This is a genomic window from Nocardioides sp. Z21_20 (assembly GCF_059766585.1).
On sequence record NZ_JCBAJX010000001.1, the window covers coordinates 519,666 to 540,323 of the forward strand.

The window sequence follows — 20,658 nt, forward strand, 5'->3', positions numbered from 1 at the left end:
GGCCATGTCCGCCACCGCTTCGTCGTACTCCATCACCATGCGCCTGCACGCCGATCCCGACCACGGGGTGGCGGGGGCGGTGGCCACCACCATCGCGCAGGCGGGCGGCGTGGTCACCGCCATCGACGTCACCGAGTCCAGCCACGAGCTGCTGGTCGTCGACGTCACCTGCTCGGCGATCGACGAGACGCACTCGCGGGCGCTGGCCGCGGCGGTGGGGCTGATCGAGGGCGTCAAGGTCCACAAGGTCAGCGACCGGACCTTCCTGCTCCACATCGGCGGCAAGATCGAGGTCAGCTCGAAGGTCCCGCTGCGCACCCGCGACGACCTGTCGATGGCGTACACGCCCGGCGTCGGCCGGGTCAGCGCCGCGCTCGCGCGGCACCCCGAGGACGTGCGCAAGCTGACCAGCAAGGGCAACACGGTGGCCGTGGTCACCGACGGCTCGGCCGTCCTCGGGCTCGGCAACATCGGGCCGGGGGCGGCGCTGCCGGTGATGGAGGGCAAGGCCGCGCTGTTCAAGCGGTTCGCCGACATCGACGCCTGGCCGATCTGCCTGGCCTCGCAGGACACCGACGAGATCGTGCGCGCGGTCGAGATGATCGCGCCCGGGTTCGGCGGCATCAACCTCGAGGACATCGCCGCCCCGCGCTGCTTCGAGATCGAGCGGCGGCTGCGCGAGAGCCTCGACATCCCGGTCTTCCACGACGACCAGCACGGTACGGCGATCGTGGTGCTGGCCGCGCTCACCAACGCGCTGCGGGTGGTCGACAAGAAGCTGCCCGACGTGCGGGTGGCCGTCTCCGGCGGAGGGGCGGCGGGCACCGCCATCGTCACCCTGCTGCTGGCCGCGGGCGCCTGCGACGTCGTGGTCTGGGACCGGGAGGGCTGCCTGTCCGGCGACGACGACACGCTGTCGCCGAGCAAGGCGCGGCTGGCCGCGATGACCAACCCGCGCCTGGTGCGCGGCGACCTGCGTGCCGCGCTGGCCGACGCCGACGTGTTCATCGGGGTGAGCGGGCCGGGCCTGCTGCCCGCCGAGTGGATCAAGGACATGGCCCCCGACCCGGTGGTCTTCGCGCTGGCCAACCCCGATCCCGAGGTGGACCCCGCCGAGGCGGACAAGTACGCCGCGGTCGTCGCCAGCGGACGCTCGGACTACCCCAACCAGATCAACAACGTGCTGGCCTTCCCCGGTGTCTTCCGCGGTCTCCTCGACGCCCAGGCCTCCGACGTCGACACCGACATGCTGCTGCGCGCCGCCTACGCCATCGCCGGGGTCGTCACCGACGCGGAGCTCAACGCGAACTTCATCATCCCCTCGGTCTTCCACCCCGACGTGACCCGGACGGTCGCCGCCGCCATCGCCGACCGCTGACCGCCCCCCGCGCCCGCGCCGCGCGCCGCCGCGCGCCCGCGCCGCGCCGTACCCGCCTCATGTAACGCGGGGTTATGCCCACCACCACAGCGAAATAACGCTCCGGTGGTGGGCATAACCCCGCGTTACAGCGGGCTGCGGCGGGGCGGGAGGCCGGGGCGGGGGCGGGTCAGCGGTGGCCGGCGGGGGCGGGGCTGGGGGCGTCGAGGGCCGGGCTGGTGGGGCGGCCGTCGACCTTGCGGGGCCACCAGAAGCGGTCGCCGAGGGCCAGGGCCAGCGCGGGGACCAGCACGGTACGCACCAGCAGGGTGTCCAGCAGGACGCCGATGCAGATGACGACGCCGAGCTGGGCGAGTACGACGAGCGGCAGTACGCCGAGCACCGCGAACACCGCCGCGAGCAGGATCCCGGCGCTGGTGATGACGCCGCCGGTGGCCGTCAGCGCGCGCAGCATGCCCTGACGGGTGCCGTGGCCGGCGGCCTCCTCCCGGGCCCGGGTGACCAGGAAGATGTTGTAGTCGACGCCCAGCGCCACCAGGAACAGGAACGCGAACAGCGGCGTCGAGACGTCGAGCGCCTCGAACCCGAACACCCCGGTGAACAGCCACCAGGACACCCCGAGGCTGGCGGCGTAGGTGCCCAGGACGGTCGCGACGAGCAGCAGCGGCGCCACGAACGAGCGCAGCAGCACGAACAGCGCCAGCAGCACCAGGCCCAGGATCAGCGGCAGGATCACCATCCGGTCCTGCTCCGCGGCCTTGCGCTCGTCCAGCGACTCGGCCTCGGGCCCGCCGACGTAGGTCTCGTCGTACGACGCGAGCGCCTCGCGCAGGGACTCGATGGCGGCGCGGGCCTCGCCCGAGCTGGGGTCGGCGTCGAGGACCACGTCGATCTGGGCGATGCCCTCACCCTGGGCGGAGGGCCGCGCCGAGTCGACGCCCTCGGCCGCCGAGGCCGCCTGGACGACCTCGCGGGGGTCCGCCCGGGTGAGCACCTGGGTCGGCTGCGACGTGCCGGCCGGGAACGACTCCGCCAGCCGCTCGCTCGCCGAGATCGCCTCCGGCTCGTCGAGGAACTGGTCGGCGGTGCCCAGCCCGATCTGGATGCGGAACAGCCCCGTGGCCATCACCGCGAGCAGGAGGAGTGTCGCGCCGATGAAGACCAGCGGACGTCGTGCCACCTGGTTGCCGACGCGGCGCCACAGCGACGTGCCGGACTCCACCAGGGCGTCCTGGCCCAGGTGCGGCACCCGCGGCCAGAAGATCCACCGCCCGAAGATCACCAGCGCCGCCGGCAGCACGATCAGCACGAAGCTGGCAGCGACCACGATCCCGATCGCGCAGGCCAACCCCAGGCCGCGGGTGGTGGGCGTCACCGAGAGCAGCAGCGTGAGCACGCCGATGACGACGGTGGTGGCCGAGGTCAGCACGGCCTCCGCGGTACGACGCAGCGCGTGCGCCATCGCCTGGTTGCGCGACTCGGTGGTGCGCAACTCGTCGCGGTAGCGCGAGATCAGCAGCAGCGCGTAGTTGGTGCCCGCGCCGAAGACCAGCACCGAGAGGATGCCGATCGTCGACTCGTCCCACTTCACGTCCAGCACCGCCATCACCTGGGTGGCCAGGATCGCGGCGAGCCGATCCGCGATGCCGACCACGGTCAGCGGGACGATCCAGAGCACCGGGCTGCGGTAGGTGATCACCAGCAGCAGCGCGACCACGCCCGCGGTGACCGTCAGCAGCCGGAAGTTCGCGCCCTCGAAGACCGCCGCGAGGTCGGCCTGCACGGCCGCCGGGCCGGTGACCTGTCCCTCGACGCCCTCGGGGAGGCTCTCGTCCACCTGCTCACGCAGGTCGGCCACCACGTCGGCGTTCTCCGAGGAGGTGGCGGACTCGACGGGTACGACGAGCAGCGCGGCGGTGCCGTCCTCCGACGGGGTCAGCGGTGGCCCGGACACGGCGCCGAGCAGCTCGCCGGCGCTGGAGCGGATCTCGTCGATGGCCTCGGGGGAGAGCTCGCCCTCCTCGGCGGTCCACAGCACGATCGCGACCGAGGCGTCGTCCTCGGGCAGCTGGTCGCGCAGCTCGGTGGCCAGCGTGGAGTCGGCGTCGCGCGGCAGGCCGTCCGTGGGGCCGGCGTCGCGCTCACCCTCGCCGAGCAGGCCGAGCATGGCCAACGCGACGAGGATCGGGACCAGCGCCACCACGGCGGCGGTGCGGCGGCCGGTGATGAAGCCGGTGACGGCGGCGGCCAGGGAGCGCCCGCGGGTGGAACGGGTCTCGGTCATCGGGTCTCCCAGAGGTCAGGACGGGGGCGGAGCTGACAAGGTAGTCTGTAAATAGATTAGTCGCTAAGTTGGTGAATCAAATGCCGGAGTCCTCCACGCCGCCGGATGCGGTGCCCGCTGAGTCGCGTCCGGCTACGTCCTTCGCCGCTTCCTGGCAGCCGAATCCGGCCCTGCTGGCGCTGCGGACGCTGATCGACAAGGGCGGCGAGCTGCGCCACGTGGTGGCGCGCCGCGCCGGGATGAACGACCGGGAGTTCGCCGCCGTCGAGCATCTCACCCGCGAGGCACTGGGGCCGGCCGAGCTGGCCCGCCGCCTCGAGGTCTCCTCGGCGGCCTCGACCGGGATCGTGGACCGACTGGCCCAGCGCGGACACGTCGAGCGCCAGCCTCACATCGCCGACCGGCGCCGCACCGAGGTGCACCTGACCGACTCCGCGCGCGAGGAGGTGCTCGGCCACCTGGTGCCGATGTTCCGCGCCCTGGCCGAGTCCGACGCCGCCTTCTCCGCCGAGGAGCGGGCCATCGTCGAGCGCTACCTCAAGGGCGCGATCGCGGCGATGGACGCGGTCATCGCCGAGCATCGCGGGCCGGACTCGGTGTCCTGACCGGGGCTCAGCCCTGCGACACCCCGCTCGCGAAGAGCGCCGCACCCACCACGCCCGCCTTGTTCAACAGCGCGGCCGGCACGATCCGGGTGTCGATGTCGAGCAGCGGCAGGAACTCCGCGCTGCGCTTGCTGATGCCGCCGCCGACCACGAAGAGCTCGGGGGAGAACAGCCGCTCCAGCGTGCGGTAGAAGACGCTCAATCGCTCGGCCCACTCGGCCATCGTGAGCCCCTCGCGGACCCGGGCGCTGTTGGCGGCGCGGCTCTCGGCGGCGACCCCGTCGATCTCGAGGTGGCCGAGCTCGGAGTTCGGCACCAGGGCGCCGTCGTTGACCAGCGCGGAGCCGATGCCGGTGCCCAGCGTGGTGACGATGACCAGTCCGTCCTGGCCGCGCGCCGCGCCGTACCGCACCTCGGCGAGGCCGGCGGCGTCGGCGTCGTTGACCACGTGCACCTCGCGCTGGAGGGCGTCGGTGAAGATCCGGTCGGCGTCGGCGCCGACCCACGAGTCGTCGATGTTGGCGGCCGAGTGCACCCGGCCGTGGCGCACGATCCCCGGCACGGTGACCCCGATCGGGGCGTTCGAGGCGGGCAGGGCGGCGACGAGTTGCCGCATCACCGCGCTGACCGCCTCCGGGGTCGCCGGCTGCGGGGTGGCCATCCGTACCCGCTCGCTGGCGAAGTCGCCCGTGTCGAGGTCGACGGGCGCCGCCTTCATGCCGGTGCCTCCGAAGTCGATGCCCAGAGGAAGTCCGCTCATTGTGCTCATGGCCCCATACGATCACGCGCCGAGCCGACCTGCCCTCCCTTGCCTCGGATCGGGCGCGAACTCCGGGCCCGCCGAACCGCGGAACCCGGTCCGCCGCCGCCGCGTCCCACCCCCCATGGACAGGCGAACGAAGAGCCCGCAGAGACTGGCCGCGGCGATCGGTGCCACCGCGCTCACCGCCGGCCTGGTGCTGGCCGGCTGCGACGGTCAGGAGAGCGACCCCGGTGGCCCCGGGGGCCCGGGGCGGGGGATCGACGCACGCGCCTACTTCGAGGACTATTCCTCCGCTCAGACCGACGGCACCGTCTACTCCCAGGGGCAGCCCGGCCCAGCGCAGCCGAGTGCGCCGGGCCCGGCCCAGGACGGAGCCGACGCCCAGGGTCAGGACGACTCCATGAGGTCGACCCTGCCGCCCGGCGCCGCGACGCCCGGTGCCCGGCCCGGGACGCCGCCGGCGCCGGGGGAGGACAACGTCTTCGTCGAGGCGGGCACCAGCGGCTTCGTCGAGACTGCCCGCGACGCGCGCTCGACGTTCGCCCTCGACGTCGACACCGGCTCGTGGGGCGTCGCGCAGGCGCTGCTGGAGGCGGGTCAGCAACCGCCCCCGGCGGCCATCCGGGTGGAGGAGTGGATCAACGCCCAGCCGCACTCCGACGCCGCCCCCACCGGATCCGACCTCGCGGTAAGCGCCGAGACCGGGATCGCGCCGGGCGCCGAGGACGCCACCCAGCTGGTCCGGATCGGAGTCGGCGCCCGGGAGGTCGACCCCGCGCGACGGCGACCGGTCAACGTCACCCTGGTGGTCGACCGCTCGGGCAGCATGGACATCCGCGAGCGCCTCGGCCTGGTGCGGGCCTCCCTCGCCCTCCTCGCCGACCAACTGCGCGACGACGACATCGTCTCGGTGGTGTCCTTCGACGACCGGGCGACGCCGATCCTGGAGCCCACCAGGGTCGAGGACACCGACGCGATCCTGGCCGCGATCGACAAGCTGCGACCCGGCGGCAGCACCAACCTCGCCGCCGGCCTCGAGCTCGGCTATGCCCAGGCCCGGGAGTCGTACCGCGCGGAGGCCTCCAACATCGTGCTGCTCGCCTCGGACGGCGTCGCCAACGTCGGCGCCACCGGTCCGGGCGTGATCGCGGAGCGGATCGCGCGGGAGAGCCGGGACGGCATCCACCTGGTGACCGTGGGCTTCGGGATGGGCAACTACAACGACCACCTGATGGAGCAGCTCGCCGACCGCGGGGACGGGTTCTACGGCTACGTCGACGACTTCGCCGAGGCCAGGCGGCTGTTCGTCGAGGAGCTGAGCACCGCCCTGGTCCCGGTGGCGATGGACGCCAAGGCGCAGGTCTCCTTCGACCCGGGGGTCGTCTCGTCGTACCGGCTGGTCGGCTACGACAACCGCGCTGTGGCCGACGAGGAGTTCACCGACCCGGGCGTCGACGCCGGCGAGCTGGGATCGGCCCACCACGCCACCGCCCTGTACGAGGTGCGGTTGGCCCCGGGCGTGGCCCCCGGGGCGGTGATCGGCTCCGCGCAGATCCGCTGGCGCAGCCCGGACACCGAGGGCGGCACCCAGCAGCAGGCGGCGGTGGACCTCGTCGCGGCCGACCCGCAGCGCCCGCCCTCCCCGGTCTGGGAGCTGGTGGCCGCGACCGCCGACCTGGCCCAGCTGATGAAGGGCTCCGCGCTGGTCACCGAGCGCGGGGTCACGCTGGCCGGGCTGCACGAGCGGGTGGGCGCGCTGGTCGCCGACGACGTGCCCGGCGCCGATGGCCTGCTGGGGACGGTGCGGCTCGCGCAGAGCACCGTCGGCCTCGAGGTCGACCCCGAGCAACCCGAGCCCGGCCTGCAGTAGCCGCTTTACATTCGGCAAGCCCTTGTCAACGTGGTTTACAAATACTAGGTTCATGTAAACCACTCGCACGCGCCGGTTCCGACCGGAGCGCACGTAGACCAAGGGAGGCCGTGATGGCCACAGACCGACGAGCGACCGCGGGTCCCCTCGCCGGCCGTCGTACCGCCGACGGCACCGGGAGCATCCCCGAGGGCTCCACCGAGCAGTGGAAGGACCGCAAGCGCTACCTCTGGCTGATCGGGCTGGTGGTGCCGTCGCTGGCCTTCCTGGCCCTGGGCATGCATGCGCTGACCGGCTGGGGGGTGTGGTTCTGGATCGGCCCGGTCGTGGTGCTCGGCGTGGTCCCGGCGATCGACCTGCTGACCGGGCTGGACCGCTCCAACCCGCCCGACGACGTGATCGAGGAGCTCGAGAACGACCGCTACTACCGCTGGATCACCTATCTGTTCCTGCCCGTGCAGTACGCCGGCTTCCTCACCGCGTTCTGGATGATCGGCACCGGGGACCTCTCCTGGGTCGACGCGCTGGGCCTGGCCACGACGATCGGCGTGATCGGCGGGATCGGCATCAACACCGCCCACGAGCTGGGGCACAAGAAGGAGAGCCACGAGCGCTGGCTGTCGAAGGTGGCGTTGGCGCAGAGCTTCTACGGCCACTTCTACATCGAGCACAACCGCGGCCACCACGTCCGGGTGGCGACCCCCGAGGACCCGGCCAGCAGCCGGCTCGGCGAGAGCTTCTACCGGTTCTGGCCGCGCACCGTGCTGGGGTCGCTGAGGAGCGCGTGGCGCCTGGAGCGCAGGCGCTACGCGCGCAAGGACCAGCACCCGTTCCGCCTCGGCAACGACGTGCTGAACGCCTGGCTGATGTCGGCGGTGCTCTGGGGCGCGATGATCACCTGGCTCGGCGTGGGCATCGTGCCGTTCCTGCTGGTGCAGGCGGTGGTCGGGTTCTCGCTGCTCGAGGTCGTCAACTACATGGAGCACTACGGCATGTGCCGTCAGAAGGTGGGGCGCCCGGGCAAGGAGCGCTACGAGCGCGTCGAGCCCCGGCACAGCTGGAACTCCAACAACATCGCCACCAACGTGCTGCTCTACCACCTGCAGCGTCACAGCGACCACCACGCCAACCCGACCCGGCGCTACCAGACGCTGCGCGACTTCGAGGAGTCGCCGGTGCTGCCGACCGGGTACGCCGGGATGATCGTCCTCGCGCTGGTGCCGCCGGTCTGGCGCCGGGTGATGGACAAGCGGGTGCTGGCCCACTTCGACGGCGACGTCACGCTGGCCAACATCGCCCCGCACCGACGCGAGCGGATCCTCGCGAGGCACGCCGCGCCGGGTGCCGAGGCGGGGCAGGAGGCAGGCGTGGGCGTCTCGACGGTGGTGGGCCAGGTGGGCCAGGGAGGCGCCAGTGCCACGGGACCCGGTCCCGACGAGGTGATGGCCGCGCGCTGCCCCGGCTGCGGCTACACCTACGAGGTGGACGCGGGCGACGAGCACGAGGGCTTCGCGGCCGGTACGGCGTGGGCCGACATCCCGCAGACCTGGTGCTGCCCCGACTGCGGCGTGCGCGAGAAGGTCGACTTCGTGGCGCTGACCTCGGTGGCGTCGCGATGATCATCGAGGTGGACCGCGACCTGTGCGAGGGCCTCGGCATGTGCGAGGCGATGGCCCACGAGTTCTTCGCGCTCGACGACGACGACGTGATGCACGTCCTGGACGAGAGTCCCGCTGAGGAGCACCGCACCCAGCTCACCGCCGCGGTCAACAGCTGTCCCGTGCTGGCCCTCTCCCTGAAGGGCTGAACAGGTACGCCGGGTGCGGGAGGGGTCGCGGTACCTAGACTGACGGCCGTGCCCACCTCTCCCGCGCCCGAGCCGTCGGCTCGCCCGCGCGCCCTGCGCGAGCGCATCGTCGCGGCGGCCGGGCTCACCACCACCGAGCAGGGCTGGGCCGCGGTGACGATGGCGAAGCTCGCCGATCAGGTGGGCGTCAGCCGGCAGACCGTCTACAACGAGATCGGCTCCAAGCCCGCGCTGGCCGAGGCGATGGTCTTCGCCGAGCTCGAGCGGTTCCTGGGCGTGGTGAGCGAGGCGTTCGACAGCCACCGCGACGACCTGGTCGCCGCCATCCGCGCCGCCTCGCGCGGCGTACTCGAGCTGGCCGAGGACAACCAGCTGCTGCGCGCCGTCGTCTCCGCCACGCACGGGGCCGACACCGAGCTGCTGCCGCTGCTGACCACCAACGCCGAGTCGCTGCTCGCCACCGCCAAGGGCGTGATCGCCGAGCGCCTCGCGACCTACCCCCTCACGCTGCCGGCGCGCGAGCTCGACGCGCTGATCGACATGATCGTCCGCGTCGTGCTGAGCCACGTGATGCAGCCCTCCGACACCCCCGCGCGCACCGCCGCCGGCATCGCCGCCGTCGTAGCCCGCACCCTCCCCCCGCCCCCGCCGAGCCCCCGCCGCTTGTAACGCGGGGTTATGCCCACTGCCTCAGCGTTATTTCGCTGTGGTGGAGGGCATAACCCCGCGTTACAAGCGGTGCGCGGCCCGCCGGGGGCGCGGCGTGCGGCGCGGCGGGGCGCGGCGGGCGGTGTGGGCGGGTGAGCGGGGGAGGGCGGCTGAGCCGTCGTGTGACGGGGGTTACCCTCGTCCCCGGGAGGACGTCATGAGGGCAGTGCGATCGTCGCGCCGTGGGAGCAGTGCTGCCGCGGCGCTGGCCTTGGGGGCCGTGCTGCTCGCCGCCTGCGCGGACACGAGCGCCGGACCCGGCGCCGGCCCGGGCACCGCCGCCCCGAGCCCGGGCACAACCACGTCCGGCGCGCCGGCGGCGAGCGGCTCGCCCGCCGCCTCGGCGCCGTCGGCGACCACCCCGGAGCCGCAGGCGGGCGCCTCCTCGGGCAGCCCCGAGTCGCCGGCCGACTACGCGGTGAAACCGCCCGGCCCGCTCGAGGAGACGCTGCTGCCCGCCGACATGCTCGTGTACAGCCAGGAGCCGCTCAGCGACGACATGGTCAGCGAGATCGGCGACCTCGAGGGCGTCTCGGAGGTCGAACAGCTCTCGCTGTCCCAGGTCGCGGTCGAGGACCGGGTGCTGATGCTCGCCGCCGTCGACCCCGGGTCGTACCGCCGGTTCACCCGGCGCGAGAGCGCGGGTCTGCAGGAGATCTGGGACCGCGTCGCGGGCGGGGAGATGGCGATCACGCCGGGACTGGGCAAGCGGCTGCAGGACGAGGCGGGCTACGTCCAGCTCGGCAACGACGTCGACGCGCCGCAGCTGCACATCGGGGCGTTCGCGCCGCAGGTCCCGCAGGTCGACGCGGTGGTCAACCAGCGCTGGGCCGAGGAGTTCGGGATGAAGCCCGGCAACGCCCTGCTGATCTCCACCGGACGGCTCACCTCGCCGCAGTCGGTGCGCGAGCCGATCGAGAGGATCGCCGGCGACAAGGCGTCGGTGCAGATCCTCGGGCCGGACCTCGACATCAGCGTGCAACAGACCGCGTTCCTGACCGGCGGCTCGGTCGCCGCGGCGGTCGGCACCTTCGGCTACGGCGTCCTGGGCGGCGGCCGGATCGCCCCCGACCCCGCCTGGGTGCGCGCCAACATCCGCACCGAGGCGGTGCCGATCCTCGGCAACGTCACCTGCCACAAGGTGATGTTGCCGCAGTTCCGGGCGGCGCTGACCGAGATCGCGGCCACCCCCGGCCTGGCCGCCAAGATCAACCCCGACGAGTACGCCGGCTGCTACTACCCGCGCTTCATCGCCGGCAGCACCTCGCTCTCGCTGCACTCCTTCGGGATCGCCGTCGACCTCAACGTGCCCGGCAACCAGCGCGGCACCGTGGGCGAGATGGACCGCACCGTGGTGTCGATCTTCAAGAAGTGGGGCTTCGCCTGGGGCGGCGACTGGAAGTGGACCGACCCCATGCACTTCGAGATGGACCGCATCGTCCAGGCACGATGAGCCCATGACCGTGACCCGATCGCTGCTGCTCTTCGCGGTGGCCGCCCTGTTCGAGATCGGCGGGGCCTGGCTGGTCTGGCAGGGGGTGCGCGAGCACCGCGGCTGGCTGTGGGCCGGGCTCGGCGTGCTCGCGCTCGGCGCCTACGGCTTCGTGGCGACGCTGCAGCCCGACGCGAACTTCGGGCGCATCCTCGCGGCGTACGGCGGGGTCTTCGTGGCCGGCTCGCTGGCCTGGGGGATGGTCGTCGACGGGTTCCGGCCCGACCGGTACGACGTGCTGGGCGCCCTGGTGTGCCTGGGCGGGGTCGCGGTGATCATGTACGCCCCGCGCAGCGGCTGAGGCGCAGCGCCCGACCGCGCGACCCGTGGCTGGTGCGCTGAGCCCAAGGTCGGTGCCGGAGGACGCGGACGTGGCTAGGCTCCCTGCATGCGAGCAGCCCAGGTCCTCACCACCACCGGTCCCGCCGACGTCGTCGTGCGTGACGTCCCCGACCCGACGCCCGGCCCCGACGACGTGCTGATCGAGGTGCACCGGGTCGGCGTCTCCTTCCCCGACCTGCTGCTGAGCAAGGGCCAGTACCAGATGAAGCCCGAGCCGCCGTTCACCCTCGGCGTGGACGTCGCCGGCACCGTGCTCAGCGGCCCCGAGGGGTTCACCCCCGGCCAGCGCGTGGTCGGCGTGGTGCCGCACGGCGGCGCCGCCGAGCGCGCGGTGGTCCCGGCGATGTTCACCTTCGCGCTTCCCGACGAGCTCTCCTTCGATGAGGGTGCGGCGCTGCCGATGAACTACCTCACCGCCCACTTCACCCTCGCCGAGCGCGGCGGCCTGCGCGAGGGCGAGACCGTGCTCGTGCACGGCGCGGCCGGCGGCGTCGGCACGGCCAGCATCCAGGTCGCCAAGGGGTACGGCGCGCGGGTGATCGCGGTCGTGTCCACCGAGGAGAAGGCCCAGCTGGCGAAGGCCGCGGGCGCCGACGAGACCGTGCTGCTCGAGGGCTTCCGCGACGCCGTCAAGGGGCTGACCGGTGGCATCGGGGTGGACCTCGTCGTCGACGTCGTCGGTGGCGACGCGTTCACCGACAGCCTCCGGGTGCTGGCGCCGCAGGGCCGGCTGATGGTGGTCGGCTTCGCGGCCGGCGCGGGCATCCCCGAGATCAAGGTGAACCGGCTGCTGCTCAACAACGTCGACGTCCGCGGTGTCGGCTGGGGCGCCTACGCGATGGTCCGGCCGGGCTACATGCAGGAGCAGTGGGCCGCGCTGGTGCCGATGATGGAGTCCGGTGCGATCAAGCCGCCGATCGGCGCGTCGTACCCGCTCGAGGAGCTGGGCAAGGCGCTGCAGGACATGGACGACCGGCTGACGCTGGGCAAGTCCGTGGTGCGGCTGCGCGACTGAGCCACGGGCCCGCCCCTCAGGTGTGGGTGAACCGCGGCTGGGTCAGGTGCGCCACCGGCTCGTAGCCGCCCAGCGCGATCGAGCGGAACTGCAGCAGCATCGCGCCGGTCGGCGCGTGCACCCGGTCGTGGTGGCTCAGCCGCAGCTGCAGGACGCGGCCGCCGTCCTCGGTGGCGACCCAGTGGACCACGTCGTCGGCGAGCAGCCGCGCCACCGCGAACGTGTGCACCGAGCGCACCTCGACGGCGTCGGCCACCGGTCGCCAGCCGGGTGGCGCGACGACGACGTACGGCGTGATCGCGAAGCCCGAGACCGTCGGCAGGTCGTCGAGCGCGCCCAGAACCTCGGCGGCCGCCGGGTCCAGGCCGACCTCCTCCGAGGCCTCACGCAGCGCGGCCTCGCGCGGTGACTCGCCCGCCTCGACCTTGCCGCCCGGCAGCGCCCACTGCCCGGCGTTGCGCCCGCGCCGGGCCCGGCGGATCAGCACGAACGACGCCTCGTCGCCCCGGCCGGGATCGTGGCCGGGGTCGGGCTCGGGGTCGGCGAACAGCACCACGCACACGGCCGCCGGGCGCAGCGCCTCCCCGGCCCAGGCAGGTACGTCGGGGCGCGGGCGCGCCGGGTCGTCGGCGAGCGCGCCCAGCCGGTCGCGTACCCGGTCGGCCACCGCTGCCAGCGTCGTGCCGGTCATCGCGCCTCCCGTCCAGCCGCTGCTGCTGCTGCTGAGGGCAGGCTAACCCCGGGAGCGTTAGGGTCGTCAGGTGACGACTCTCGATGACGCCCGCGAGGGCATGGACCCCGACACCCGGCCTCAGGACGACCTCTTCGGTCACGTCAACGGCCGGTGGCTCGCCGAGACGGAGATCCCCTCGGACCGCTCCAGCTGGGGCCCGTTCGTGCAGCTCGCCGACGCGGCCGAGGAGCACGTGCGCGAGATCATCCTGGAGATCTCCTCCCACGACCGCGCCGGGCTGGGCGACGACAGCCGCAAGATCGCCGACCTGTTCGCCTCGTTCATGGACACCGACGCGATCGACCGGCTGGGCGACGCGCCGGTGCGACCGCTGCTCGCCGCGGTCGGCGGGCTGCGCGACGTGCGCGACCTGGCGGCCTACCTCGGCGAGCTCGAGCGGGTCGGCGGGCACGGCGTGTTCGGCTCCTACGTCGACACCGACAGCCGCAACTCCGAGCGCTACCTGTTCCACCTCAGCCAGGGCGGCCTCGGCCTGCCCGACGAGTCGTACTACCGCGAGGACAAGTTCGCCCCGGTCCGCGAGCAGTACGTCGCCTACCTCACCCGGCTGCTCAGCCTCGCCGACGTCACCCCCGCCGGCATCTCCGACCCGGCCGCCGCGGCCGCGAAGGTGCTCGAGCTCGAGACCCGGCTGGCGCAGGGGCACTGGGAGCGCGCCGAGTGCCGCGACGTGCAGAAGACCTACAACCTGCTCACGGTCGCGGAGCTGCGCGAGCTGTGCCCGAGCTTCGACTGGGACGTCTACGTCACCAACCTCGGCGGCGCCGAGCGGACCATCGCCGAGACCTGCGTGCGTCAGCCCTCGTTCTTCGCCCACCTCTCCTCGACCCTGGAGCAGGTGCCGATCGACGACTGGCGGCCCTGGGTCGCGGTGCGGGTGCTGCGCTTCGCCGCGCCGTACCTGACCGACGCGTTCGTGGAGACCAACTTCGACTTCTACGGCCGCACCCTCAACGGCACGCCGGAGCTGCGCGCCCGCTGGAAGCGCGCGGTGTCCCTGGTCGAGGGCGCGCTGGGCGAGGCGGTCGGCAAGGAGTACGTCGCGCGGCACTTCCCGCCGCACTCCAAGGCGATGATGGACGAGCTCGTCGCGAACCTGCTGGAGGCCTACCGCCAGTCGATCGCGACGCTGGACTGGATGACCGAGGAGACCAAGCAGCAGGCCTTCGACAAGCTCGCCACCTTCCGACCCAAGATCGGCTACCCCGACCGGTTCCGCGACTACTCCGCGCTGCACATCCGCCCCGACGACCTGGTCGGCAACGTCGCCTCCGCCTCGTCGTTCGAGACCGACCGGCAGCTCGCCAAGATCGGCGCGCCGGTCGACCGCGACGAGTGGTTCATGCTGCCGCAGACGGTCAACGCCTACTACAACCCCGGCACCAACGAGATCTGCTTCCCCGCGGGCATCCTGCAGTCGCCGTTCTTCAGCCCCGAGGCCGACCCGGCCGAGAACTACGGCGGCATCGGCGCGGTGATCGGTCACGAGATCGGGCACGGCTTCGACGACCAGGGCGCCCAGTACGACGGCGCCGGCAACCTGCACGACTGGTGGACCCCCGACGACAAGGCCGCCTTCGAGGTGAAGGCCAAGGCCCTGGTCGCGCAGTACGACGGGTTCTCCCCGCGCGCCCTGCCCGGCGAGCACGTCAACGGCTCGCTCACCGTCGGCGAGAACATCGGCGACCTCGGCGGCCTGACGATCGCCCTGAAGGCCTACCGGATCTGGCTCGGTGACCGGCCGATGCCCGAGGCCGACGGGCTCACCGGCATCCAGCGGCTGTTCATGAACTGGGCCTTCGTGTGGCGCACCAAGCGCCGCCCCGAGCAGGAGCGCCAGTACCTCACCATCGACCCGCACTCCCCGCCGGAGTTCCGCGCCAACATCGTGCGCAACCTCGACGAGTTCCACGAGGCCTTCGCCACCCGCCCCGGGGACGGGCTGTGGCTGGAGCCGGCCGAGCGGGTGCGGATCTGGTGAGTGTGGCGGCGGGTTTTCTGGGTCGGTGTGGGCGTCGATTTCCCCGGTCGGCCGGGGAACGCTGAACTTGTCGGCCGAAACTTCGCCCGACAACATCAGGGATTGACAGTTCAACCACCACTCAGACCGATAGCCGGACCATCCGAGGAAGACAGACATGCATTTCGAACACCAGGTGGTCGAGGCCGTCCTGCGCCACATGAACGACGACCACGCCGAGGACAGCCTGAGCATCGTGCGCGCCTTCGGGGCGCCCGAAGCGACCGCGGCCACGATGACCGGGCTCGACCAGGAGGCCGGGGTGTGGCGGGCCACCACGGCGGACGGGGAGCACGAGGTGCGGGTGGCGTGGCCGAGCGGAGTGATCACCGAGCGGGGGGAGATCCGCCGCGAGGTGGTCGCCCTGCACGACGCGGCCCGGGCGCGGCTGGGGCAGGCGCCGCGCCCGCACTGACCGGGCCGACCCACCCCCGCGCAACGGGCCGACTCCACGCCACCCCAACCCCACCCAGCGCCGCCCCAACCCCACCCAGCGCCGCCCCCCGCCCGCCGTACGCGGTGCTGTGGAGGGCGTACGCCGGCTGTCGGCGGCCGCTGGTAGACAGGAGCACATGACCACCCCCGCCCCCGAGGCCCCCGCCGCCCCCAGCACCGACCGGGCAGCCGTGCGCCAGGAGGCCGAGCAGCGCCTGCGCGCTCTCGTCGGCCGCGACGACGCCGTGCTGCGCGAGGACCAGTGGACCGCCATCGAGGCGCTCGCGGTGGACCGGCGCCGGGCCCTGGTGGTGCAGCGCACCGGCTGGGGCAAGTCGGCGGTCTACTTCGTCGCCACCGCCCTGCTGCGGGCCCGCGGCGCCGGCCCGACGGTGATCGTCAGCCCGCTGCTGGCGCTGATGCGCAACCAGATCGCGGCCGCCGAGCGCGCGGGCATCCGTGCGGTGACCATCAACTCGACCAACATCGAGGACTGGCAGCGCATCCACGCCGACATCGAGTCCGGCGCGGTCGATGTGCTGCTGGTCAGCCCCGAGCGGCTCAACAACCCGGGCTTCCGTGACGAGGTGCTGCCCCAGCTTGCGGCGACGACCGGCCTGCTGGTGGTCGACGAGGCGCACTGCATCTCCGACTGGGGCCACGACTTCCGGCCCGACTACCGCCGGATCCGGACCCTGCTCACCGAGCTGCGCCCCGGCGTGCCCGTGCTGGCCACCACCGCCACCGCCAACGAGCGGGTCACCCACGACGTGGCCGAGCAGCTCGGTGGCGGGCTGCCGCAGGCCCAGGAGTCGGCCGACCAGCGCGCCGAGGACGCCGGCGTGCTGGTCCTGCGCGGCTCGCTGGACCGCGAGTCGCTGCGCCTGGGCGTGGTCCGGCTGCGCACCCCCGAGCAGCGCCTGGCCTGGCTGGCCGACCACCTCTCCGAGCAGCCGGGCAGCGGCATCATCTACTGCCTCACGGTGGCGGCCACCCAGGAGATCGCCGCCTACCTGCGCGACCGGGGCCACGAGGTGCACGCCTACTCCGGCCAGACCGACCCCACCGAGCGCAACGCCCTCGAGCAGGCGCTGGCCGAGGGACGGGTCAAGGCGCTGGTGGCCACCAGCGCGCTGGGGATGGGCTTCGACGCGACGCTCGGCTTCGTGATCAACGTCGGCGCCCCGGCCAGCCCGGTGTCCTACTACCAGCAGGTGGGCCGCGCCGGGCGCGGGACCGACGAGGCCACCGTGGTGCTGCTGCCGGCCACCGAGGACCGCGACATCTGGAAGTACTTCGCCTCGCTGGCCTTCCCGCGCGAGGAGCTGGTCCGCCAGACCATCGACGCCCTCGCCGAGGCCGGCCGCCCGATGAGCACCGCCGGTCTGGAGACCCGGGTCGAGCTGAACCGCACCCGGCTGGAGACGATGCTCAAGGTGCTCGACGTCGACGGCGCCGTACGCCGGGTGAAGGGCGGCTGGGAGGCGACCGGCCAGCCCTGGGAGTACGACGCGGAGCGCTACGCCCGCGTCGCCCAGGCCCGCGAGCGCGAGCAGCAGGCGATGCTCGACTACCTCGACACCTCCGAGTGCCGGATGTGGTTCCTGCGCCACCAGCTCGACGACCCCGAGGCGGCGCGCTGCGGGCGCTGTGACAACTGTGGGGGACTGGAGCTCACCACCAGCGTGTCCGAGCAGGCGATCGAGGACGCGCACGCCCGCCTGGCCCGCCCCGGGGTGGCGATCGCGCCGCGCAAGATGTGGCCCACGGCGCTCGGCAACCTCGGCATCGACCTCAAGGGCAAGATCAGCGAGGGCGCGTCCGAGGGTCGGGCCATCGCCCGGCTCACCGACCTCGGCCACGGCCAGGCGCTGCGCGACCTGTTCCGCCCCGACACCCCCGACGGCGCGGTCCCGGTGCCGCTGGTGCGCGCGGTGATCGAGGTCCTCGGCGACTGGCGCCCGCGCGCGGAGGCGATCGTCTACGTCGAGTCCGCCACCCGGCCCACGCTCACCCGTGACTTCGCCGACGGGCTCTCGCGCTACCTGAAGATCCCCGTCGTCGGCACCTGGGCGATCGTCGACCCCGAGGTCGCCCCCGGCCAGGGCGCGATGAACTCCGCCCAGCGGGTGGCGGCCGTGGGACGCCGCTTCGCGCTGCACGCCGAGGTGCCGGCCGGCCCGGTCCTGCTCCTCGACGACCTGGTCGTGACGGGCTGGACGCTGACCCTCGCGGCCCGGGCGCTGCGCCAGGCCGGCGCCAGCGAGGTGCTCCCGCTGACCCTCGCCGTGGAGTCCTGACCGCGACCCGTCACTCCCTCGACCATTTTGTCGGCGTGTCGCGGAGCCAGTGACGGATCGGCGCCCCGGCGGCGACCGAGTCAGCGGTCACCGCCGGGGTGCCCAGGGTGGAGCGCGGGCTCAGCTCAGGCCGCGCAGGTGTTGCGATAGTCCGAGACGGGACCGGTCGTCGACTCGGCCGGCCCGGGGCAGATGAACTGGCGGTAGCGCGTGTCGGCGTCCACGTAGACCTTGAGCCAGCTGATCGTCGAGGAGGCGATCGTGGTGTTGGACGTGTTGGGCGCGAAGTGGTCCTCGTTGTTGAGCTCCAGGTAGGCCTTCGGGGTGTTCGCCGGGATCGAGTTGTAGAACGGGATGGCGTGGGAGCTCGTCGCCGCGACCGTGTCGTTCTCCGCGCCGATCATGAGCGACGCGGTGCGGATCTCGGGCCAGGTCTTGTCGAGGTTCCACGGGGTCAGGCCGACGGCCGCCTTGAGGGAGGGCCGGTCCTTGGCCGCCTCGAGCGTGCCGCCGCCACCCATCGAGTGGCCGATCACCGCCAGCCGGGTGGGGTCGATGCGCGAGCGGATGGCGGTGCTGCTGCGCTGGGTGAGGTAGTCCAGAGCGGCGAGCAGCTGGTCGCCGCGGGCGCCCGGCTGGTCGAGCCGGCTCTGGGTGTTGAAGGTGATGACGACGAAGCCCTGCGAGGCCAGCCTCGGGCCGAGCCACGCGATGGTGGACTCGGAGGCGGTGAAGCCGGGGGAGACGGCGACCGCGCCGTACGTCCCCTCGGAGGTGCTGGTGGGGTAGGTGATCGTGGCCGAGCCGAAGCCCGGCGTGGACAGGTCGGAGACCGACGTCGAGGTGACCGCGAACGGGCCGCGCGCCGCCTCGATGCTGGTCCGGGTCGGGTCCGGTCCTCGCTCGTAGGGACTCTCGGCGTACGCCGGGGCGAGGCCGCCCGCGCCCGTGAGGAGGGAGGCCATCAGGGCTCCCGCCGTGGCCAGTGTGCTGATGATGCCGGTGCGTGTGCGCATGCTCGTCTCCAAGGCTGATGGAGGGCGTGATGCGGCGAGGACCTGTGTCGACGCCAGTGCCCGAGATGGTGTGACGCCGCTCACGTTAGGAAGCGGCGACCCGGCACACCATGGGCGCCGCGCACAGGTGGGTTCGGGCAGCGCGCTGGGTCAGGAGGCGAGCGTGCCGCCGCGCCGACCCGTCACCCCCGCCGCGACACGCCGACGAATACGTCGAGGCAGTGACGGGTCGCGGGGCGGGGGTGAGGGTGGGGGTGGGGAGGGGGGAGGGGGTCAGTGGCCCATCATGGCGGTGGGGTCCACCGGCTCGGCCGGGGGCTTGCGGGGCAGGAAGAACACCGGGATCAGGCAGCAGCCGACCAGGATCGTGCCCACCACGAAGACCGTGGCGAAGGAGTCGGCCAGCTCGGGCAGCGCGATCGGGGCGATCTCGGCGAGCTTGGCCTTGAGCCCCTCCGCCTCGGCGCCGCTCGCCTGGGACAGCATCGAGCGCACCCCCAGGTAGGTCCCGACGGACTCGCTCTCGCGCATCCCCTGGGTGAGCAGCACCGAGAACAGCGCGGTCCCGGCGGAGGCGGCGACCTGCTGGGTGATGTTCATCAGCGTGGACCCGCGGGCGATGGTGTGGTCGGTCAGCGTCTGCAGCGCCGAGGACATGATCGGCATCATCGTCGCGCCCATGCCCAGGCCCATCACGAACAGCGACCCGAGCAGGTAGGCGTAGGAGGTGTCCGCCTCGAGCTGGGTGAACATCGCCATCCCGAGGGTCACCGTGCTGATGCCCACCAGCACGACCTTGCCGGGGCCCTTGCGGTCGGCGAGCGCGCCGGCGATCGGCATCGTGAGCATCGCGCCGAGGCCCTGCGGCGCCAGCAGCAGGCCGGCGCCGAGCGCGTCCTCACCGCGGACCTGCTGGAAGTACAGCGGGAACAGCAGGCTGGCGCCGAAGAACGCGATCGCGAACAGCGCCATCGACAGCACCGCGGAGGTGAGCTGGCGGCTCTTGAACAGGCGCAGCTCGATCAGCGGGTGGGCGTTCCTGCGGTTCAGCGCCCACGGCACGAACGCCGCGATCAGCAGCACGCCGGCCACGATGGTGCCGACCACCTCGGTGGTCCACATGGTGCCCTCGGTCTGCTGCGCCTCGGGGATCGAGGAGATGCCGTACAGGAACAGCGCGAGACCCGGCGAGAGCAACACCATGCCCAGCCAGTCGAAGGTCTCCGACGGCTCGACGTGGTCCTTGGGCAGCACGATCCAGGCGTAGATCAGGGCCAGCAGGCCGATCGGCAGGTTGATCAGGAAGATCCAGTGCCACGACGCGGCCTCGATCAGCCAGCCGCCGAGGATCGGGCCGAAGATCGGGCCCAGCAGCATCGGGATACCGAGCACGGCCATCACCCGGCCGACCCGGTGCGGGCCGGCGGCGCGGGTCAGGATGGTCATGCCCAGCGGCATCAGCATGCCGCCACCGAGGCCCTGGAGCACCCGGAAGATGACCAGCGTCTGCAGGCTGTCGGCCACCGCGCAGAGCACCGAGCCGGCGGTGAACAGCAGCACCGCCAGCAGGTAGAGCCGCTTGGTGCCGAACCGGTCGGCGGCCCAGCCGGTCAGCGGGATCACGCTGGCCAGGGCCAGGGTGTAGCCGGTCATCGTCCAGGCGACCTCGGCCGCGGTGGCGGAGAACTCGTTCTGGAACGTCTCCAGGGCGACCGAGACGACCGTGATGTCGAGGATCGACATGATCGCCCCCAGCACGACCACGCCGGCGATGATCAGGACGTCCTTGTCCAGCTTGTCGCTCCCGGGGACGTCGGAGGGCTGCTGCTTGTCGAGGCTCGTAGACACCCGGCGACCCTAGGGAGACGG

The 20,658-nt window shown here is 72.7% G+C and carries 17 protein-coding genes; 12 read left to right on the forward strand and 5 right to left on the reverse strand.

Annotated elements, in window-relative coordinates; translation table 11 throughout:
• The first annotated feature begins 4 nt into the window (after positions 1-4).
• Positions 5-1,378: an NAD-dependent malic enzyme gene (locus AC6EH9_RS02570; protein ID WP_498420216.1), complete on the forward strand. Its 1,374-nt coding sequence runs from the start codon at positions 5-7 to the stop codon at positions 1,376-1,378.
• Between the two features lie 169 nt (positions 1,379-1,547).
• On the opposite strand, the gene AC6EH9_RS02575 is transcribed toward AC6EH9_RS02570, so the two are convergent.
• A complete protein-coding gene (locus AC6EH9_RS02575; protein WP_498420218.1) occupies positions 1,548-3,662 on the reverse strand; it encodes an MMPL family transporter in 2,115 nt (704 codons plus the stop codon).
• Positions 3,663-3,742: 80 nt separating this feature from the next.
• Between AC6EH9_RS02575 and AC6EH9_RS02580 the strand changes: the two genes are divergently transcribed.
• Positions 3,743-4,267: a MarR family transcriptional regulator gene (locus AC6EH9_RS02580; protein ID WP_498420220.1), complete on the forward strand. Its 525-nt coding sequence runs from the start codon at positions 3,743-3,745 to the stop codon at positions 4,265-4,267.
• Between the two features lie 7 nt (positions 4,268-4,274).
• Here AC6EH9_RS02580 and ppgK read toward each other — a convergent pair whose 3' ends face one another.
• Positions 4,275-5,036 (reverse strand): polyphosphate--glucose phosphotransferase, encoded by a 762-nt coding sequence (ppgK, locus tag AC6EH9_RS02585; protein ID WP_498420222.1) that lies wholly within the window; start codon positions 5,034-5,036, stop codon positions 4,275-4,277.
• A 115-nt stretch (positions 5,037-5,151) separates the two neighbouring features.
• Here ppgK and AC6EH9_RS02590 point away from each other — a divergent pair, with 115 nt between their 5' ends.
• From AC6EH9_RS02590 to AC6EH9_RS02620, 7 genes are all read left to right on the forward strand, one after another.
• Positions 5,152-6,900, forward strand: coding sequence for a vWA domain-containing protein (locus AC6EH9_RS02590; protein ID WP_498420224.1), 1,749 nt, complete (start codon positions 5,152-5,154; stop codon positions 6,898-6,900).
• Between the two features lie 113 nt (positions 6,901-7,013).
• Positions 7,014-8,519: a fatty acid desaturase gene (locus AC6EH9_RS02595; RefSeq protein WP_498420226.1), complete on the forward strand. Its 1,506-nt coding sequence runs from the start codon at positions 7,014-7,016 to the stop codon at positions 8,517-8,519.
• Positions 8,516-8,707 carry a ferredoxin gene (locus tag AC6EH9_RS02600; protein WP_498420228.1) on the forward strand — a complete coding sequence of 64 codons (192 nt, stop codon included), beginning with the start codon at positions 8,516-8,518 and terminating at the stop codon, positions 8,705-8,707. Before AC6EH9_RS02595 ends, AC6EH9_RS02600 begins: the two co-directional genes overlap by 4 nt.
• Before the next feature lie 48 nt (positions 8,708-8,755).
• Positions 8,756-9,376, forward strand: coding sequence for a TetR/AcrR family transcriptional regulator (locus AC6EH9_RS02605; RefSeq protein ID WP_498420229.1), 621 nt, complete (start codon positions 8,756-8,758; stop codon positions 9,374-9,376).
• Between the two features lie 196 nt (positions 9,377-9,572).
• Entirely contained in the window at positions 9,573-10,868 is a 1,296-nt protein-coding gene (locus tag AC6EH9_RS02610) for a M15 family metallopeptidase (protein ID WP_498420230.1), read from the forward strand.
• 4 nt (positions 10,869-10,872) lie between these two features.
• On the forward strand, positions 10,873-11,208 hold the full coding sequence (locus AC6EH9_RS02615; RefSeq protein ID WP_498420232.1) for a YnfA family protein: 336 nt from the start codon (positions 10,873-10,875) through the stop codon (positions 11,206-11,208).
• A gap of 87 nt (positions 11,209-11,295) precedes the next feature.
• Positions 11,296-12,264: an NADPH:quinone oxidoreductase family protein gene (locus AC6EH9_RS02620; RefSeq protein ID WP_498420235.1), complete on the forward strand. Its 969-nt coding sequence runs from the start codon at positions 11,296-11,298 to the stop codon at positions 12,262-12,264.
• 16 nt (positions 12,265-12,280) lie between these two features.
• Here the strand turns inward: AC6EH9_RS02620 and AC6EH9_RS02625 are convergent, their stop codons facing one another.
• Complete coding sequence (locus AC6EH9_RS02625; RefSeq protein WP_498420238.1) at positions 12,281-12,955, reverse strand: NUDIX hydrolase; 675 nt, start codon at positions 12,953-12,955, stop codon at positions 12,281-12,283.
• Positions 12,956-13,025: 70 nt separating this feature from the next.
• Here AC6EH9_RS02625 and AC6EH9_RS02630 point away from each other — a divergent pair, with 70 nt between their 5' ends.
• The 3 genes from AC6EH9_RS02630 (at position 13,026) to AC6EH9_RS02640 (ending at position 17,773) form a co-directional block, all read left to right on the forward strand.
• The gene (locus tag AC6EH9_RS02630; protein WP_498420240.1) at positions 13,026-14,999 is read left to right on the forward strand and encodes a M13 family metallopeptidase; all 1,974 of its coding nucleotides are present in this window, start codon (positions 13,026-13,028) and stop codon (positions 14,997-14,999) included.
• 157 nt (positions 15,000-15,156) lie between these two features.
• Positions 15,157-15,453 carry a DUF2470 domain-containing protein gene (locus AC6EH9_RS02635; RefSeq protein WP_498420242.1) on the forward strand — a complete coding sequence of 99 codons (297 nt, stop codon included), beginning with the start codon at positions 15,157-15,159 and terminating at the stop codon, positions 15,451-15,453.
• Between the two features lie 157 nt (positions 15,454-15,610).
• Positions 15,611-17,773: a RecQ family ATP-dependent DNA helicase gene (locus AC6EH9_RS02640; RefSeq protein WP_498420245.1), complete on the forward strand. Its 2,163-nt coding sequence runs from the start codon at positions 15,611-15,613 to the stop codon at positions 17,771-17,773.
• Between the two features lie 125 nt (positions 17,774-17,898).
• Here AC6EH9_RS02640 and AC6EH9_RS02645 read toward each other — a convergent pair whose 3' ends face one another.
• Positions 17,899-18,789, reverse strand: coding sequence for an alpha/beta hydrolase family protein (locus AC6EH9_RS02645; protein ID WP_498420246.1), 891 nt, complete (start codon positions 18,787-18,789; stop codon positions 17,899-17,901).
• A 273-nt stretch (positions 18,790-19,062) separates the two neighbouring features.
• Complete coding sequence (locus tag AC6EH9_RS02650) at positions 19,063-20,637, reverse strand: DHA2 family efflux MFS transporter permease subunit (RefSeq protein ID WP_498420248.1); 1,575 nt, start codon at positions 20,635-20,637, stop codon at positions 19,063-19,065.
• Between the last annotated feature and the right edge of the window lie 21 nt (positions 20,638-20,658).

Bases quoted from the DNA above. Each gene is read 5' to 3' on its own strand.
- AC6EH9_RS02570 (WP_498420216.1), top strand. From the start codon at position 5: ATGTCCGCCACCGCTTCGTCGTACTCCATCACCATGCGCCTGCACGCC.
- AC6EH9_RS02575 (WP_498420218.1), bottom strand. From the start codon at position 3,662: ATGACCGAGACCCGTTCCACCCGCGGGCGCTCCCTGGCCGCCGCCGTC.
- AC6EH9_RS02580 (WP_498420220.1), top strand. From the start codon at position 3,743: ATGCCGGAGTCCTCCACGCCGCCGGATGCGGTGCCCGCTGAGTCGCGT.
- ppgK (WP_498420222.1), bottom strand. From the start codon at position 5,036: ATGAGCACAATGAGCGGACTTCCTCTGGGCATCGACTTCGGAGGCACC.
- AC6EH9_RS02590 (WP_498420224.1), top strand. From the start codon at position 5,152: ATGGACAGGCGAACGAAGAGCCCGCAGAGACTGGCCGCGGCGATCGGT.
- AC6EH9_RS02595 (WP_498420226.1), top strand. From the start codon at position 7,014: ATGGCCACAGACCGACGAGCGACCGCGGGTCCCCTCGCCGGCCGTCGT.
- AC6EH9_RS02600 (WP_498420228.1), top strand. From the start codon at position 8,516: ATGATCATCGAGGTGGACCGCGACCTGTGCGAGGGCCTCGGCATGTGC.
- AC6EH9_RS02610 (WP_498420230.1), top strand. From the start codon at position 9,573: ATGAGGGCAGTGCGATCGTCGCGCCGTGGGAGCAGTGCTGCCGCGGCG.
- AC6EH9_RS02615 (WP_498420232.1), top strand. From the start codon at position 10,873: ATGACCGTGACCCGATCGCTGCTGCTCTTCGCGGTGGCCGCCCTGTTC.
- AC6EH9_RS02620 (WP_498420235.1), top strand. From the start codon at position 11,296: ATGCGAGCAGCCCAGGTCCTCACCACCACCGGTCCCGCCGACGTCGTC.
- AC6EH9_RS02625 (WP_498420238.1), bottom strand. From the start codon at position 12,955: ATGACCGGCACGACGCTGGCAGCGGTGGCCGACCGGGTACGCGACCGG.
- AC6EH9_RS02635 (WP_498420242.1), top strand. From the start codon at position 15,157: ATGCATTTCGAACACCAGGTGGTCGAGGCCGTCCTGCGCCACATGAAC.
- AC6EH9_RS02640 (WP_498420245.1), top strand. From the start codon at position 15,611: ATGACCACCCCCGCCCCCGAGGCCCCCGCCGCCCCCAGCACCGACCGG.
- AC6EH9_RS02645 (WP_498420246.1), bottom strand. From the start codon at position 18,789: ATGCGCACACGCACCGGCATCATCAGCACACTGGCCACGGCGGGAGCC.